This is a genomic window from Lacisediminihabitans sp. (assembly GCF_036404185.1).
In the GTDB taxonomy this organism is placed as follows: Bacteria; Actinomycetota; Actinomycetes; order Actinomycetales; family Microbacteriaceae; genus Lacisediminihabitans.
In genome coordinates, this window is sequence record NZ_DASWPB010000028.1 from 1 (window position 1) to 15,761 (window position 15,761).

The 15,761-nt window shown below is 69.9% G+C and carries 14 protein-coding genes; 13 read left to right on the forward strand and 1 reads right to left on the reverse strand.

Going from position 1 to position 15,761, the window contains the following annotated elements:
* From VGC18_RS01515 to VGC18_RS01525, 3 genes are all read left to right on the forward strand, one after another.
* A partial coding sequence (locus tag VGC18_RS01515; protein ID WP_331093501.1) for an SDR family oxidoreductase occupies positions 1-393 on the forward strand: 393 nt, incomplete at its 5' end.
* A gap of 93 nt (positions 394-486) precedes the next feature.
* Entirely contained in the window at positions 487-1,656 is a 1,170-nt protein-coding gene (gene alr / locus VGC18_RS01520; RefSeq protein ID WP_331093503.1) for an alanine racemase, read from the forward strand.
* A 2-nt stretch (positions 1,657-1,658) separates the two neighbouring features.
* A complete protein-coding gene (locus VGC18_RS01525) occupies positions 1,659-2,654 on the forward strand; it encodes a D-alanine--D-alanine ligase family protein (protein ID WP_331093505.1) in 996 nt (331 codons plus the stop codon).
* Here the strand turns inward: VGC18_RS01525 and VGC18_RS01530 are convergent.
* A complete protein-coding gene (locus VGC18_RS01530; protein WP_331093507.1) occupies positions 2,617-3,300 on the reverse strand; it encodes a trimeric intracellular cation channel family protein in 684 nt (227 codons plus the stop codon). The genes VGC18_RS01525 and VGC18_RS01530 overlap by 38 nt on opposite strands.
* 66 nt (positions 3,301-3,366) lie before the next feature.
* Here VGC18_RS01530 and recO point away from each other — a divergent pair, with 66 nt between their 5' ends.
* From recO to VGC18_RS01580, 10 genes are all read left to right on the forward strand, one after another.
* Entirely contained in the window at positions 3,367-4,101 is a 735-nt protein-coding gene (gene recO, locus VGC18_RS01535) for a DNA repair protein RecO (RefSeq protein WP_331093510.1), read from the forward strand.
* On the forward strand, positions 4,098-4,898 hold the full coding sequence (locus VGC18_RS01540; RefSeq protein ID WP_331093512.1) for an isoprenyl transferase: 801 nt from the start codon (positions 4,098-4,100) through the stop codon (positions 4,896-4,898). The genes recO and VGC18_RS01540 overlap by 4 nt, the downstream gene beginning before the upstream one ends.
* Before the next feature lie 204 nt (positions 4,899-5,102).
* Positions 5,103-7,757: a helix-turn-helix transcriptional regulator gene (locus VGC18_RS01545; RefSeq protein WP_331093514.1), complete on the forward strand. Its 2,655-nt coding sequence runs from the start codon at positions 5,103-5,105 to the stop codon at positions 7,755-7,757.
* Between the two features lie 24 nt (positions 7,758-7,781).
* Entirely contained in the window at positions 7,782-8,831 is a 1,050-nt protein-coding gene (locus VGC18_RS01550; RefSeq protein WP_331093516.1) for a Gfo/Idh/MocA family protein, read from the forward strand.
* A gap of 93 nt (positions 8,832-8,924) precedes the next feature.
* Positions 8,925-9,605, forward strand: a complete 681-nt coding sequence (locus VGC18_RS01555; protein WP_331093518.1) for an NUDIX hydrolase — start codon at positions 8,925-8,927, stop codon at positions 9,603-9,605.
* A 25-nt stretch (positions 9,606-9,630) separates the two neighbouring features.
* On the forward strand, positions 9,631-10,935 hold the full coding sequence (nadA, locus tag VGC18_RS01560) for a quinolinate synthase NadA (protein ID WP_331093520.1): 1,305 nt from the start codon (positions 9,631-9,633) through the stop codon (positions 10,933-10,935).
* 2 nt (positions 10,936-10,937) lie between these two features.
* Positions 10,938-12,485 (forward strand): L-aspartate oxidase, encoded by a 1,548-nt coding sequence (gene nadB / locus VGC18_RS01565; RefSeq protein ID WP_331093522.1) that lies wholly within the window; start codon positions 10,938-10,940, stop codon positions 12,483-12,485.
* A complete protein-coding gene (gene nadC, locus VGC18_RS01570) occupies positions 12,485-13,342 on the forward strand; it encodes a carboxylating nicotinate-nucleotide diphosphorylase (RefSeq protein WP_331093524.1) in 858 nt (285 codons plus the stop codon). Before nadB ends, nadC begins: the two co-directional genes overlap by 1 nt.
* The gene (locus VGC18_RS01575; RefSeq protein ID WP_331093526.1) at positions 13,339-14,472 is read left to right on the forward strand and encodes a cysteine desulfurase family protein; all 1,134 of its coding nucleotides are present in this window, start codon (positions 13,339-13,341) and stop codon (positions 14,470-14,472) included. Before nadC ends, VGC18_RS01575 begins: the two co-directional genes overlap by 4 nt.
* A 46-nt stretch (positions 14,473-14,518) precedes the next feature.
* Positions 14,519-15,761, forward strand: a 1,243-nt coding sequence (locus tag VGC18_RS01580) for a glycine--tRNA ligase (RefSeq protein ID WP_331093528.1), incomplete at its 3' end; no start/stop codon positions are given.

Genomic DNA, 15,761 nt, shown 5'->3' on the forward strand with positions numbered 1-15,761 from the left:
TTCTTCCTCATCCAGGCGCTGGCACCTCACGTCGTCGACGGCGGTCGCATCATCAACGTGTCCACCTCGCTCACCCGCCACGTCAGCCCGGGGACCTCGCTCTACGCGGCGTCGAAGACGGCGGTGGAGGCCATCACCCGCAGCCTCGCCGTGGAGCTCGGGCCCCGCGGCATCCGCATCAACAGCATCGCTCCCGGCCCGACGGCCACCGACTTCAACGGCGGCGCCATGCGTGACGATCCAGAGCTGCGCAGCAGCCTGGCCGCCCACACGGCGCTCGGCCGCGTCGGCCAGCCCGACGAGATCGCCGATGCCATCGCGGCCCTCGCATCGAGCGAGCTGCGCTGGGTGACGGCCGAACGCATCGAGGTCTCGGGCGGCAGCCTCCTCTAGAGCCCTTCGACAACAGGACCGTGCCGAGCGGAAAAACGACCGGGACCGGCCAGGCGCGAAGGGCTGTTCCCTCGTCGTCGGTATCCTTGGAGCATGACACCCGCGGATGCGACTGGGCTTCCCGCATCCGCAGAGATCCCACCCGAACTGGCGACCCGCTTCGTCGATCACGGTGCCATCGCACGCAACGTCGGCAGGATCCGCGAGATCACCGGCACGAGCGTCATGGCCGTCGTCAAGGCCGACGGCTTCGGGCACGGCTGGCGCGAGGTCGCTCTGACCGCGCTGGACGCGGGAGCGGAATGGCTCGGTGTCGCAACCGTCGACGAGGCGATCGCGATTCGTCACGCCGGCATCACCGCGCCCACCCTCTGCTGGCTCGCCGACCCGTGGACGAACCTGGCCGAGGCCGTCCGGACCGGGATCACCGTCTCCTGTGCCAACCGCCCCACCCTCGTCGCCGTGGCGGCGGCGGCCGTCGAGACCGGAGTTCGGGCGCAGGTACAGCTCGAGATCGACACCGGCATGTCCAGGGGCGGCGCCTCCGAGACGGAATGGGACGACCTCTGCCTGCAGGCGGCGAGCGAAGAGGCCGCAGGGCACCTCGTGGTCACCGGCATCTGGTCCCATCTCGCCCTCGCGGAGAGTCCGGATCCCGGGGTCAACGACGGCCAGGTGGCCGCCTTCCGCCTTGGCGTCGAGCTCGCCAGGCTGCGCGGGCTGCGTCCGGCGCTGCTGCACCTGGCCAATTCCGCCGGCGCCCTCGAGCATCCGGAGACCCGGCTCGATCTGGTCCGCTGCGGTGCCTCCCTCTACGGCATCGAGACGGTGCATGACCGCAGCCACGGACTGGAGCCGGCGATGCGGCTCGTCTCGAGGGTCACGCAGCTGAGGCGGGTGGCTGAGGGCACCGGGGTGAGCTACAACCATCTTTTTGTCTCCGACCGCCCCACCACCCTCGCCCTGGTGCCCGTCGGCTATGCGGACGGGATCCCGCGGGAGCTCTCGCGGGGCGGCGAGGTGGTCATCCGGGGTAGGCGGCACCCGGTCGTCGGGGCCATCTCGATGGATCAGTTCGTCGTCGACGTCGGCGATCGACCGGTCGAGCTCGGCGACGAGGTCGTGCTGCTCGGGTCGCCGACGCGCGGTGAACCGGATGCGCAGGAGTGGGCGGACCTGACCGGTACGATCGCCCACGAGATACTGACGGGGCTCGGCGGACGGATGGCCCGTCGACACCGGTACGAGACAGGCAGAGTGTGACCATGAAGAGGATCGGAATCATCTTCGGCGGAGCGAACAGCGAGCACGAGGTGTCGTGCAATTCGGCGCGCAGCGTCGCCGCTCACCTCGACGCCGAGGCCTACGAGGCGGTGCTGATCGGCATCGATCGCCGGGGCGGCTGGCATCGGGTCGATTCGGTGGATGCCCTGGCCGAGGCCGGCGCCGGCGCCAGGTTCCCCGACCTCGACGACGTCGACGTCGTCTTCCCCGTCCTCCACGGCCGCTTCGGCGAGGACGGCACGGTGCAGGGCCTGCTCGAGCTCGCCCATGTCCCCTACGTCGGCTGCGGGGTGCTCGCGAGCGCCTTGGCCATGGACAAGAACCTGAGCCAGCGACTGCTGGACGCCAGCGGCATCCCGACGATCCCCACGCACAGCGTCACGGCCGCGACGATCCACGAGGCGATCGAGTTCGCCGAGTCGGAGGGCTTCCCCCTGTTCGTCAAACCGAACCGCTCCGGGTCGAGCGTCGGGGTGAGCAGGGTCTCCTCGGTCGAGGAGCTGACGGCCGCGCTCGACCTGGCCCTCAGCCACGACAAGACGGCGCTCATCCAGCTCGCGATCGAGGGCGACGAGGTCGATCTCGGCGTCCTGCAGCAGGTGGACGGGGAGCTCATCGTCGGCGCACCGCTGCGGGTGCTCACCGAGGAGCACACGGTCTTCTTCGACTACACCGCGAAGTACACCGCGGGGGGAGGGGCTCAGCTGGAGGTCCCCGCGAAGATCCCCGCCGATGTCGCCGCCCAGCTCGCCGAACTGGCCAAGCTCGCCTTCACCACCCTCGACTGCGAGGGCCTCGCGCGCGTCGACTTCTTCGTCTCGACGGACGGTGCGATCATCCTCAACGAGGTCAACACGCTGCCGGGGCTCACGGCGTTCAGCCAGTACCCTCGCATGTGGCAGGCGGTCGGGGTGAGCTATACGGAGCTGCTGAGCCGACTCATCGACCGGGCTGTCGCGGTCTACGCAGCAGCCTGATCCTCGGCAGCCGTTCGAGCCTGCGCTGTTCGGGCAGGCTCCACTTGAAGAGCACGGCGAGCACGCGCACCCCGAAGGTGACCGCGACGCAGATGCCGCCGGCGACGAACGGCTCCACGCCGAGCTCCAGCAGCCCCACGAGCATGCCGGAGCCGACGAGGGCGGCGACGGCGTAGAGCGAGCCGACGTGCATGAGCGCGATCGGCAGGTTGAGCAGCATGTCGCGCAGGATCGAGCCCCCGACGGCGGCGAGCACACCCACGAAGATGGCGGGGACCGGTGGCAGCCCGACCGCGATGGCCTTGGTGGTGCCGAGCGCGCAGTAGATGCCGATCGTGAGCGCGTCGAGCACGGTGATGACGTTACCGAGCCGCGAGAAGATCCTCTCGAGCAGCATGCCGAGCAGGGCCGCGGCGACGGCAACGACGAGATACCAGTTCTTCTGCAGGGCGACGGGGACCTCGTTGAGCAGCAGGTCGCGGATGAGGCCGCCGCCGAAGCCGGAGGCGATGCCGATGATGGCGATCCCCAGCAGGTCGAGGCGGCGGTCCCTGAACTGCGCGGCGAACATGGCTCCCTGCATGCCGCCGATCGCGATCGCGAGCAGGTCCGCCCAGAGGGGGACGATGAACTGGCTGGCATCCACACAGCTATTCTCCAGCCAGACGGGCCGCCTCGGCGCAATCGGAGTCTCGCGGGGGATACTGGAGCGGTGCCCCTCTACCGTGACGAAGCCGTTGTGCTGCGCACCCACAAGCTGGGTGAGGCCGACCGCATCGTCACGATGCTCACGAGGCAGCACGGCAAGGTGCGCGCCGTCGCCAAGGGGGTACGGCGCACCGCCTCGAAGTTCGGTGCGAGGCTCGAGCCGTTCATGGTGGCCGACGTGCAGTTGTACGAGGGCCGCTCCCTCGACATCGTCACCCAGGCGGAGTCCGTCGGGTCGTACGGTGCCGAGATCACCGCGGACTACGGCAGCTACACCGCCGCCAGCGCGATGGTGGAGACGGCGGACCGGCTCACCGAGGCCGAGGTGAGCCTCCAGCAGTACCTCCTGCTCGTCGGCGCCCTGCGGTCGCTCGCCAGGAAGGAGCACGGGGCGAGCCTCACCCTCGACTCCTATCTGCTCCGCGCCCTGTCGATCGCCGGCTGGTCCCCGAGCTTCGACGACTGTGCCGTGACGGGCGCCCCGGGGCCGCATTCTGCCTTCGTGGTGCAGCTCGGCGGTGTGGTGGCCGATGCCGTCGCCCCGCCGGGCGCCCCCCGGCTCGATCCCCACACCCTCCTGCTGCTCTCCTCCCTGCTCACCGGCGACTGGGCGACCGCGGACGCGGCGGATGACCGCACGCGCTCCCAGGCGAGCGGCGTCGTCGCCGCGTACACCCAGTTCCATCTCGATCGGGGGCTGCGCTCTCTCGAGCACGTGGACAGGAGAACACCAGCGTGACCGTCACGAAGACCCACAGGGACGCCGTCGACTTCAAACCGGTGGACTGGACAGGTCTCTACCCGCCGTCGATGCCCAAGGGCTCGGTCCCTGAGCACGTCGCGATCGTCATGGACGGTAACGGCCGCTGGGCGAACGGCAAGGGGTTGACCCGCATCGAGGGTCACCGGGCGGGGGAGGCGAGCCTGCTCGATGTGGTCGCCGGGGCCATCCAGATCGGCGTCAAGCACCTCAGCGTCTACGCCTTCTCCACCGAGAACTGGAAGCGCTCGCCGGACGAGGTGCGGTTCCTCATGGGATTCAACCGAGACGTGCTGCACCGGCGTCGCGATCAGCTCAACGACTGGGGGGTGCGGGTCAGATGGGCCGGCCGCACGCCACGACTGTGGCGTTCGGTCATCGAGGAGCTGCGGTTCGCCGAGTCCCTCACGGCGGGCAACTCGGTGCTGACCCTGACCATGTGCGTGAACTACGGCGGTCGCACGGAGATCGTGGATGCCGTCCGCGCCATGGCGGAGGAGGTCGCCGCCGGCCGGCTCAAGCCCTCCGGCATCACCGAGCGGACGATGCAGCGGCACCTCTACATCCCGGAGCTTCCCGACGTCGACCTCTTCGTGCGGAGCTCCGGCGAGCAGCGCACGAGCAACTTCATGCTCTGGCAGAGCGCGTATGCGGAGATGGTCTTTCTCGACACCCTGTGGCCCGATTTCACCAGGGAGCAGCTGTGGCAGGCGATCACCCAGTACGCCTCCCGGAACCGCCGTTTCGGCACGGCAGTCGACGCTCCGACCGCCTGATCCTGGGTGCCCGCCTGGCCGAGGCGGACGGACGCGCTGGTCTACCCCAGCTCTGGTACTCGCACGGGCGTCGTCTGCTAATGTCGCGCGGACACGGATAAGGTTCGAGAGGGGCAGCGATGCCCCCTACGCCATTCCGGTCTCCCCGATCGTCCAGGGGACTCCGACCGATGGCACGGGCAACGGGGAGTTCGGACAACAGCGGTGAACGACGCAGACAGAGGACAACACGGCGACGGGCGGGTGCTGTGGGGCGTTCCCGCCCTGCCCGCGAATCGTATCGCCCACCCCCGCCTCGAGGCACGGCTGGAGAAGTGGCTCCGCGGTTCCTCCATCCTGGTCGTGGATGCGCCGGCCGGCTTCGGCAAGACGGTCGGGGTCGCCGGCTGGCTCCGGGAGCGGGCGTACACCCATCCGGTGGTCTGGATCGACTGCGGCGGCATGGTCGGCACCGCGCGGCAGATCTGGGAGACCATGATCGGCGCGATGGGACGGCTGGGGCTGCTGCCGCAGCGAGAGGCCGCCGCCGCCCTGGATGGGCCGGCGGACTACTCCGTGCTACAGGACCTGGCCGTCCCCGTCATCGTCGTCTTCGACGACGTGGACAGGGTCGAGTCGGCGCCCGAGCTGGATCGTGTGGCCCACCTGGCCAGACAGACGCCACTTGTCCGCGCGATCGTCATCGTCTCCAGCATCGAGGACGAGGGCAGCATCAGCGACACCGTCGATCGGGTGACGATCGAGGCCTCGACCCTCGCCTGGACCGCGGGGATGGTCAGCGACTTCGCCGAGAGCGTCTATCCTGCGGCCGCCGGCCGGATCGACTATCGGGCGATCACGGAGGCGACCGGAGGCCGCCCCGGCGCCCTCCTCCACTACCTGACCGTGTGGGACAGGGCGGCGTCGGAGAACGTGGGGCTCGGCGGCCGCAACGCCAGGGACATCGCGCTCGAGTGGTCACTCACCCACCTCCGGACGCGCAAGGGCGGCGAGCGGGTCGTCACCGTCTTCTCCCTCATCGCCCTGTCGATCAGGATGCCGGCGGACCTGCTCACGACCCTCATGCGCGACGAGCCGGTCGGGGATGCCGTCGCGACCCTGCTCAAGGACGGCCTGATCATGGCGAGCCGGATTCCCGGCGACGAGTTCGTCTCCTACGAGATACCGACCCAGGAACGGGAGCTCCTCCAGGAATACGCGGCGACCGTGCTGGACGGGGCGATCCCCGGCATCCACGAGCAGGCCGCCAGGGCCCTCGAGCACAGGGCCCCCGCGCTCGCCATCCACCACTACGCCGGGGCGGGGCTCTACGAGAATGCCGTCGCGCTCATGAAGGCGGTCTGGTCTGAGGTGGGGGAGCAGATCTCCACCCCGGAGTTCAGGATCGCGGCCTCGGCCATCCCGGACGACTTCTATCGCGGCGATCTCGAGGCACTCGCGATCAGGCTCCTCCAGTCGAGGCTTCCCCCGTTCGACGTCCAGCGGAGAAGGGACCTCGAGACGTTCCTCATCAACGTTCCCGCATCCCGGTTGCTGTCGATTCCCATCGAGCGGCGCATCCTCGTGGTGGCCGCGGTCGTCTGGGGGCGCCTCTCCCGCGGCAAGATCAGAGAGGCGACGGCCCTCGGCGTGCAGCTGACCCGAGAGCTCGAGGCCGGCGGCCTGACGGAGAAGGCCGAGCTGGCACCGGCGCTCGCGGTCCTCTGGGCTCAGATCGCGGAGGCCTACCTGCTCGCCGGCCGACCGCGCCACGGCACCGAGTTCACGAGCAGGATCCGCTGGCTCGGGGTGACCGACCGGCTCTCGTTCGTCCGTTTCCGCACGACCTCCCTCGAGGCGCTCGCCCGCGCGTGGAGCGGCGAGCTCACGGCCGCCCAGGAGCTCATCGACGAAGCGCGCCGCACCTACGCCGCGGAGGACCGCCCGGAATCGGAGAGCGAGTATCCCCTCGTGTTCGCGGAGTCCCTCGTCGCCCACTCCCACCTCGACGCGGAGGGCCTCCTGCGCGCCGGCGCGTGGTTCCGCGGCTTCGTGAACGAGGCGCCAAGGTGGAGAGCGCTGGTGCAGCTCAGCGAGGGATACGGCCTGCTCTACTCCGGACGGGCGGAGGCGGCTCTCACGGCGCTGCGGAAGGCCATGCCCGTCGTGGAACAGCAGGAGGACCTGGCGATCATCGACGCGATGAGCCAGTCCCTGCTCTCCGACCTGTGTGTTGCCGTCGGCCGCGCCGGGGACGCGTTCGACGTCCTCATCGACGTTCCCAGCACCATCGGGCATTCGATCTGCCTGGCGGTCCAGCGGGCGTCTGCGCATCTGGCCACCGGCCAGCCCCTGCTCGCGCTCGCCGATACCGATGCCTGCATCGCCAGGGGGCGCGACCATTCGATGCGGACGCTGCCCTCGGTGATCCTCCGCCGTGCGATCGCCCAGGATCAGCTCGGGCAGGGCACGGCGGCAGACGAGCTCTTTCTCGAGTTCTTCACCATGATGCGGCGGGGGCCGGCCCTCAGCCCCTATCTGAACCTGTCCCGTTCCGCGCTCGCGACCCTGTTCGCGCGGTTCGGCCAGGAGCATCCGGAGTCGGCCGACGAGGCTGTCGAGCTCTGGACCGGGGTCGAGAGCATCTCCCACCTGCTGCTGTCCGAGCGTGCGCACGGGCCGCTCTCGACGGCCGAGCTGCGGATTCTGAGTCTGCTGCAGAACAAGAGGACCGTCTCGGAGATCGCGGCGGTGCTCCTTGTCTCGCCCGTCACCGTGAGGTCCCAGCTCAGCAGCATCTACCGGAAACTGGGTGTCTCGACCCGGATCGAGGCGGCCGACATCGCCGCGGCGATGGGACTGGATCCGGACGCTCACTAGGCGGACGCTCAGTAGGCTGGGGCCATGGCCATCAGCACCCCCATCCGCACCGGCATCATCGGCTACGGTCTCTCCGGCAGGATCTTCCACTCGCCCTTCGTCTCGACCAATCCGCGGTTCTCCCTCGACGTCATCTCGACGAGCGATCCCCAGCGCCGTGCGCAGGCGACCGCCCAGCATCCCGGGGCGGAGGTGGTCGACTCGGCCGAGCGGCTCCTGGAACGGGATCTCGACCTGGTCGTGCTCGCCTCTCCCGCCCACGTCCATCTTCAGCAGGGGCTCGCGGCGCTGGAACGCGGGGCCGCCGTGGTCATCGACAAGCCGTTCGCGGCATCCGTCGCGGAGGCGGAACGGCTGATCGATGCCGCGGACCACGCGGGGCGCCCGCTGATCGTGTTCCAGAACCGGCGATGGGACAGCGACTTCCTCACCGTGCGCAGACTGCTGGCCGATGGCGCGCTCGGCACGGTTCACCGGTTCGAGTCCACCTTCGAACGCTGGTCTCCCGCGCTGAAGAACCGCTGGCAGGACACCACCACGAGCGCCCAGGGGGCCGGCATCACCTTCGACCTGGGCAGCCACGTCATCGATCAGGCCCTGCAGCTGTTCGGGCCGGCGACGGTGGAGTACGCCGAGCTGTCGGTGCTTCGGGACGGCGGGGTGAGCGACGACGAGGCCTTCGTCGCGCTGGCCCACGAGTCCGGTGTGCGGTCCCACCTGACCCTCAGCAGACTGGCGGGCCAGACGGCACCCCGCTTCCGGCTCCTCGGCTCCTCGGCGGCCTACACGGTCTACGGGGTCGACGGCCAGGAACCGGCGCTCGTCGCCGGCGCCTCGCCGACCGACGAGGGCTACGGTGTCGAGCCGAAGGACAAGTGGGGACTCCTCGGCATCGACGGCTCGACCGATGTCCCGCTCACCCGGGTGCCGAGCGAGCGGGGGGACTACCCCGCGTTCTACGCCGGGGTCGCCGCGGCCATCCTCGACGGCGCGCCCGTTCCCGTCGATCCGCGCGACGCGCTCGAGACGCTGCGGATCATCCAGCGGGTGCACGAGCTGGCCCCGCTCCGCTGACCGGATCGGCCGCGTTTGGCGGTGGCCCGCCGGGAAGCTAGAATGCCTTAGGGTCACAAACACCTTTACTCAACGGCCCCGGTTGGACGGATCATGGCAGGCGAACCCGCACTCGCGGTCTCCACCGTGATCTTCGCGCTCCGGAACGACGGCGAGGCGGGTGCCGCGTCGCTGCGGCTGCCCCTCGTCCGACGCATCCGTGAGCCCTTCGACGGCTGCTGGGCCCTGCCGGGTGGACCGATCGAGGCGGAGGAGTCGCTCGCCGCCGCGGCCGGCCGCAACCTGCTCGAGACCACCGGTCTCGAGCCGAACTACCTCGAACAGCTCTACGCCTTCGGCGACACCGACCGGTCGCCGGGCGAGCGGGTGATCTCCATCGTCTACTGGGCCCTCGTGCGCTCCGATGAGGCGAGCCTCGCGGCCGAGGGGGAGAACGTGCGCTGGTTCGCGGCCGACGAGTTGCCGGAGCTCGCCTTCGACCACAACCAGATCGTCGACTACGCGCTCTGGCGGCTGCGCACCAAGATGGAGTACAGCCGCATCGCCCACGCCTTCCTCGGTGAGACCTTCACCCTCGCCGAGCTGCGCCAGGTGCACGAGGCGGTGCTGCGCAGGCCCATCGACCCGGCGAACTTCCGCCGGCAGGTGGAGGGCTCGAAGGCGATCATCGCAACGGAACAACGTCTCACCGGCGGGCGCCACCGGCCCCCGCGTCTCTACCGCTACAACACGTCCGTCGAATTCACCGACAACGGGCCTCTGGCCCACTCGTGAACGACAACGGGATCTAGGAGTCACCTTGTCGTCCGTCGACACCACCATCCAGCTCATCCGCACCGGCGTGCGTGCCGGCGCCACCTGCAGCCCCGACCTCGCCGAGGGGCCATGGGTGTTCGACCGGCAGCCCGCACCGAGCTACGGCCCCGGCTCCTCCATGGGCGACGTCATCCCGGTCGGCACGCCCCGGCAGGGGCAGATCCCCGAGGAGTACCGGACCGCGTCGAACGAGGAACTGGATGCCCGCATCCGCGCCGCGAAGGAGACCCTCGGCGACCGCGTGGTGGTGCTCGGCCACTTCTATCAGCGGGACGAGGTGGTCAGACACGCCGATTTCGTCGGCGACTCCTTCCAGCTGGCCAATGCGGCCAAATCCAGGCCGAACGCCGAGGCGATCGTCTTCTGCGGTGTGCACTTCATGGCGGAGACCGCCGACATCCTGGCCGCACCCGGCCAGTCGGTCATCCTGCCGAATCTGGCCGCCGGCTGCTCGATGGCCGACATGGCGGACATCGACTCCGTCACCGAGTGCTGGGAGCAGCTCGAGGAGCTCTACGGCACCGAGCCGGATGCCGACGGCCGGGTTCCCGTCATCCCGGTCACCTACATGAACTCCTCCGCCGCCCTCAAGGGCTTCTGCGGCGAGCATGGCGGCATCGTCTGCACCTCCTCGAACGCCGCGACCGTGCTGGAGTGGGCCTTCGAGCGCGGACAGCGGGTGCTGTTCTTCCCCGACCAGCACCTCGGCCGCAACACGGCCAAGGCGATGGGCGTCCCGCTCGACCGGATGCCCATGTGGAATCCCCGTCGTCCCCTCGGCGGCAACGAGGAGACGACCCTCGCCGACGCCAGGGTGATCCTCTGGCACGGATTCTGCTCCGTGCACAAGCGCTTCAGCGTCGAGCAGATCGACAAGGCGAGGGCCGACTTCCCCGGGGTGACCGTTCTCGTGCACCCCGAGTGCCCGATGGCGGTCGTCGACGCCGCGGACGCCGCCGGCTCGACCGATTTCATCGGCAAGGCCATCGCCGCCGCGACAGAACCGAGCACCTTCGCCATCGGCACCGAGATCAACATGGTCAACCGTCTCGCCGCGCAGTATCCGCAGCACACGATCTTCAGCCTCGATCCGGTCATCTGCCCCTGCTCCACCATGTATCGCATCCATCCCGGATACCTCGCCTGGGTGCTCGAGGCCCTCGTGCGCGGCGAGAGCCTCAATCGGATCACCGTCGCGGAGACCGTCGCGGTCCCCGCGCGGGTCGCGCTCGAGCGCATGCTGGACGCGAAGCCAGGGACCCTCGTGTCCCAGGTGATCGGGGACTGACGGTGGGCAGCGTCATCGTCGTCGGGACCGGGATCGCGGGCCTCGTGGCCGCACTCCGCGCCGGCCGTGAGCACTCCGTGACCCTCATCACCAAGGCCGAGCTCGCCGAGAGCAACACCAAGTACGCGCAGGGCGGCATTGCGGTGGCGATGTTCCCCGACGACAGCGTCGACGCCCACATCGAGGACACCATGAGGGTCGGTGCCGGCCTCAACGTCCGTCGGGCGGTCGAGGTGCTCTGCACGGAGGGGCCGGAGCGCGTCCGCGATCTCATCCGGCTCGGGGTCGCCTTCGACAGGGAACGGGGGGAGCTCGCCCGCGGGCGCGAGGCCGCCCACTCGAGCGCCCGCGTTCTGCACGCAGGCGGGGATGCGACGGGGGCGGTCATCGAGGCCGCTCTCGTGGCGGCCGTGCGGGAGTCGGCGACCAGGGTGCTCGAGGACACCTTCGTCGGCGATCTGGTGGTGAGCGGCGGCCGGGTGGTCGGCGTCGACGTGCTCGACGCGGCCGGGGTCCCCGAGCGGATCGAGGCGGACGCGGTGATCCTCGCGAGCGGGGGAGCCGGTCAGCTCTATCGGCACACGACCAATCCCGCCGTCACCACCGGCGACGGGGCGGCGGCCGCGTTCCGTGCCGGGGCGGTGCTCGAAGACGTCGAGTTCTACCAGTTCCACCCGACCTCGCTCGCCGTGCCGGGCAACTTCCTGATCTCCGAGGCCGTGCGCGGCGAGGGAGCCGTCCTCCTCGACGCGGCCGGACGCCGTTTCATGACGGACTGGCATCCCGACGGTGAGCTTGCCCCCCGCGACGTGGTGGCTCGTGGCATCGCCAGGCAGATGGCCGCCCAGGGCGGGGCGCCGGTGCTGCTGGATGCGACGGCGCTCGGCGGCTCCTTCCTCGCGGAGCGGTTCCCCGGCATCACGAGGGCCTGCCTCGACAACGGCCTGGACTGGGGCAGCGAGCCGATTCCGGTGACCCCGGCCGCCCACTACTGGATGGGCGGCGTCAAGACCGACGAGTGGGGCCGGACCTCGCTCCCCGGGCTCTTCGCCGTCGGCGAGGTCGCCTGCACGGGGGTGCACGGCGCCAACCGCCTGGCTTCCAACTCGCTGCTCGAGTCCCTCGTCTTCGCCTGGCGGTCCGTCGACAGGCTCGACCGGGCCTGGCCGGCCGGAGCCCCGGTGTCGCGGGGTCCGCGCGAGGCGGGGGATCCGGGTGCATCCCCGGGATCCGGCCCCTTCGAGAAGGGCGAGCTGCAGGAGCTCATGTGGGACGAGGTCGGGGTATTCCGCTCCGGGGAGGGCCTGCGCGCCGCCGCCGATCGCCTTTCCGGCTGGGGCCCCGCGTCGGGCGCGACCGGCACGGAGCTCCTCGCGGAGCGGGAGAAGGCCAATCTGCTTGAGCTCGCGCGGCTGATCACCGAGGCCGCCGTCGTCCGCGAGGAGTCCAGGGGCGCGCACTACCGCTCCGACTTCCCCGAGACCCGCGCCTCTTTCGCCAGGCACCTCGACTGGACGTCCCTCGAACCGGCCAGAGAGGTCGCCGCCTGATGCTCACCGACCAGCACATCCGATCCGTCGTCACGGCGGCCCTTCTCGAGGACGCGCCGTGGGGCGACGTCACCTCGGAGAACCTGATCCCGGCCACGGCGCTGGCCACCGCGAGGCTCGTCGCCCGCGAGGCGGGTGTCTTCAGCGGGGGCGACGTCTTCGCCGCGGCGATGACGATCACGAGCGAGGCGATCGCGGTCTCCCTGCTCGTCGCCGACGGGGAGGCCTTCGAGACCGGGGCGACGCTCGCGATCGTCACGGGTCCGGCCAGGGCCGTGCTGCAGGCGGAACGGGTCGCGCTCAACTTCGTCCAGCGGATGAGCGGGATCGCGACGCTGACGGCCGGCTACGTCGCGGAGGTGGCAGGCACGGGCGCACGCATCGTCGACACCCGCAAGACGACGCCGGGTCTGCGCCAGTTCGAGCGCCACGCGGTGCGCTGCGGCGGGGGGCAGAACCATCGTTTTTCGCTGTCCGACGCGGTCATGGCGAAGGACAACCACCTGGCGGTGCTCACCGCGGGCGGCCTCGGGCTGACCGAGGCGCTGCTCGGGGTCCGCGCCCGGCTCTCCCACACGACCCATCTCGAGGTCGAGGTCGACAGGATCGAGCAGATCGAACCGGTGCTCGCGGCCTCCGTCGACACGATCATGCTCGACAACTTCAGTCTCGACGAGCTGCGCGAGGGGGTGAGCATCGTGGACGGTCGCGCCCTCGTCGAGGCGAGCGGCAACGTCAACCTCGGAACGGTGGGCGAGATCGCACGCACCGGCGTCGACATCATCTCGGTCGGAGCCCTCACCCACAGCGTGCGCTCGCTCGACCTCGGACTCGACATCGATCTCGGCCGGGAATGATCTACCTCGACTCGGCGGCGACGACGGCCGTCCGGCGCGACGTCCTCGAGGCGATGTGGCCGTACCTGACCGGCGACTTCGGCAACCCCTCCAGCCACCACGGGCTGGGGGAGTCGGCGGCGGCGGCCCTCGCCGACGCGAGGGGCAGGATCGCCGCGGTGCTCGGCTGCCGCGCATCCGAGGTCGTCTTCACCTCCGGGGGCACGGAGGGCGACAACCTGGCCATCAAGGGCATCGCCCTGGCCTCGCCGCGGGGACGGCACATCGTGACCACGACGATCGAGCACCAGGCCGTCCTCGAGGCCTGCGACTACCTGGTCCGATTCCACGGCTTCGAGGTGGCCCGCCTCGGCGTCGACGCCGACGGGCTCGTCGACCTCGACGAGGTCGCGGAGGCGATCCGGCCGGACACCACGCTCGTCACCGTCATGTACGCGAACAACGAGGTGGGCAGCATCCAGCCCATCGGTCAGATCGTGGCCATCGCGCATGAGCTGGGTGTGCCCGTCCACACCGACGCGGTGCAGGCCGCCGGCGCCCTCGATCTCGACGTGACCCGGCTGGGCGTGGATGCGATGACCATCTCCGGTCACAAGCTCGGCGCCCCGAAGGGAGTCGGCGCGCTGTTCGTGCGCGGGCGCATCCCGCTCGAGCCGCTCATGCACGGGGGCGGCCAGGAACGGGGACGCCGCTCCGGGACCGAGAACGTCGCGGGCGCCGTCGGGTTGGCCACCGCTCTCGAGCTCGCGACGCGGGCGATCGACCCGTCGCTCGTCCAGACCCGCGACCGCCTCATCGCGGCGGTGCTGGGAACGGTTCCCGGCGCGCGGCTGACCGGCCATCCGTCCGCCCGGCTTCCCGGCAACGCCTCGTTCACCTTCGCGGGCACGAGCGGGGAGGCGGTGCTGCTCGAACTGGAGCGGCGCGGCATCCTCTGCTCGAGCGGATCGGCCTGTGCCGCTGGCTCCGACGAGCCGTCGCACGTCCTCCTCGCCATGGGCCTCGACCCCGCGCTGGCCCAGACGGCCGTGCGATTCACGATCGCCGACGGTCTCTCTCCCGCGGAGCTCGACGAGGTGACGGATGCCGTGCGCGACTCGGTCGCGGCGGTGCAGCAACTAACATGGTGAAGTTACTCGACCGCGCACCCAGCGTGGCTGACCTTTGGAGTTCTTCGTGGCCAACGCCTCCCCCCTCGATCCCGTAATCAACCTGGCGAAGCGTCGCGGCTTCGTCTTCCAATCGGGGGAGATCTACGGCGGATCGCGCTCCGCCTGGGACTACGGTCCGCTCGGCACGGCGCTCAAGGAGAACATCAAGCGCCAGTGGTGGCAGTTCATGGTGCAGGGCAGGGACGACATCGTCGGTATCGACTCCTCCGTCATCCTGCCGCGCCGGGTCTGGGAGGTCTCCGGCCACGTCGACGTGTTCAGCGACCCGCTCGTCGAGTCGTTGCACACCCACAAGCGCTACCGGGCCGACCACCTGCTCGAGGCCTACGAGGAGAAGCACGGCCACCCTCCCGTCAACGGGCTGGCCGACATCACCGATCCCGACACCGGCCAGCCGGGCAACTGGACGGAGCCGCAGAACTTCTCCGGCCTGCTGAAGACCTTCCTCGGTCCCGTCGACAACGAGGAGGGGATGGCCTACCTGCGTCCGGAGACGGCCCAGGGCATCTTCGTCAACTTCGCCAACGTGATGGGCTCCGCGCGTTTGAAGCCGCCGTTCGGCATCGCCCAGATCGGAAAGAGCTTCCGCAACGAGATCACGCCGGGCAACTTCATCTTCCGCACCCGCGAGTTCGAGCAGATGGAGATGGAGTACTTCTGCAAGCCGGGCGAGGACGAGGAGCTGCACCAGTACTGGATCGACGAGCGCACCCGATGGTACGTCGAGCTGGGGATCAACCCGGACAACCTGCGGCACTATGAGCACCCGAAGGAGAAGCTCAGCCACTACGCGAAGCGCACCGTCGACATCGAGTACCGCTTCGGCTTCTCCGGGCGCGACTTCGAGGAGCTCGAGGGCATCGCGAACCGCACCGACTTCGACCTGACCCAGCACTCCACGTTCTCCGGCCAGGACCTCTCCTACTTCGATCAGGCCAACAACGAGCGCTATGTGCCCTACGTCATCGAGCCGGCCGCCGGCCTGACCCGCAGCCTGATGGCGTTCCTGATCGACGCCTACACCGAGGACGAGGCGCCCAACACCAAGGGCGGCGTCGACAAGCGCACCGTGCTGCGGCTCGACCCGCGCCTCGCACCGGTCAAGGCCGCCGTGCTGCCGCTGTCGAGGGGCAGCGAGCTCTCACCCGTGGCTCGCGATCTCGCGGCCAACCTTCGCAAACGCTGGAACATCGACTTCGACGACGCCGGTGCCATCGGTCGCCGCTACCGTCGCCAGGACGAGATCG

Excerpts from the sequence above, each read along its gene's own strand:
- alr (WP_331093503.1), top strand. The coding sequence starts at position 487 with ATGACACCCGCGGATGCGACTGGGCTTCCCGCATCCGCAGAGATCCCA.
- VGC18_RS01525 (WP_331093505.1), top strand. The coding sequence starts at position 1,659 with ATGAAGAGGATCGGAATCATCTTCGGCGGAGCGAACAGCGAGCACGAG.
- VGC18_RS01550 (WP_331093516.1), top strand. The coding sequence starts at position 7,782 with ATGGCCATCAGCACCCCCATCCGCACCGGCATCATCGGCTACGGTCTC.
- VGC18_RS01555 (WP_331093518.1), top strand. The coding sequence starts at position 8,925 with ATGGCAGGCGAACCCGCACTCGCGGTCTCCACCGTGATCTTCGCGCTC.
- nadC (WP_331093524.1), top strand. The coding sequence starts at position 12,485 with ATGCTCACCGACCAGCACATCCGATCCGTCGTCACGGCGGCCCTTCTC.
- VGC18_RS01575 (WP_331093526.1), top strand. The coding sequence starts at position 13,339 with ATGATCTACCTCGACTCGGCGGCGACGACGGCCGTCCGGCGCGACGTC.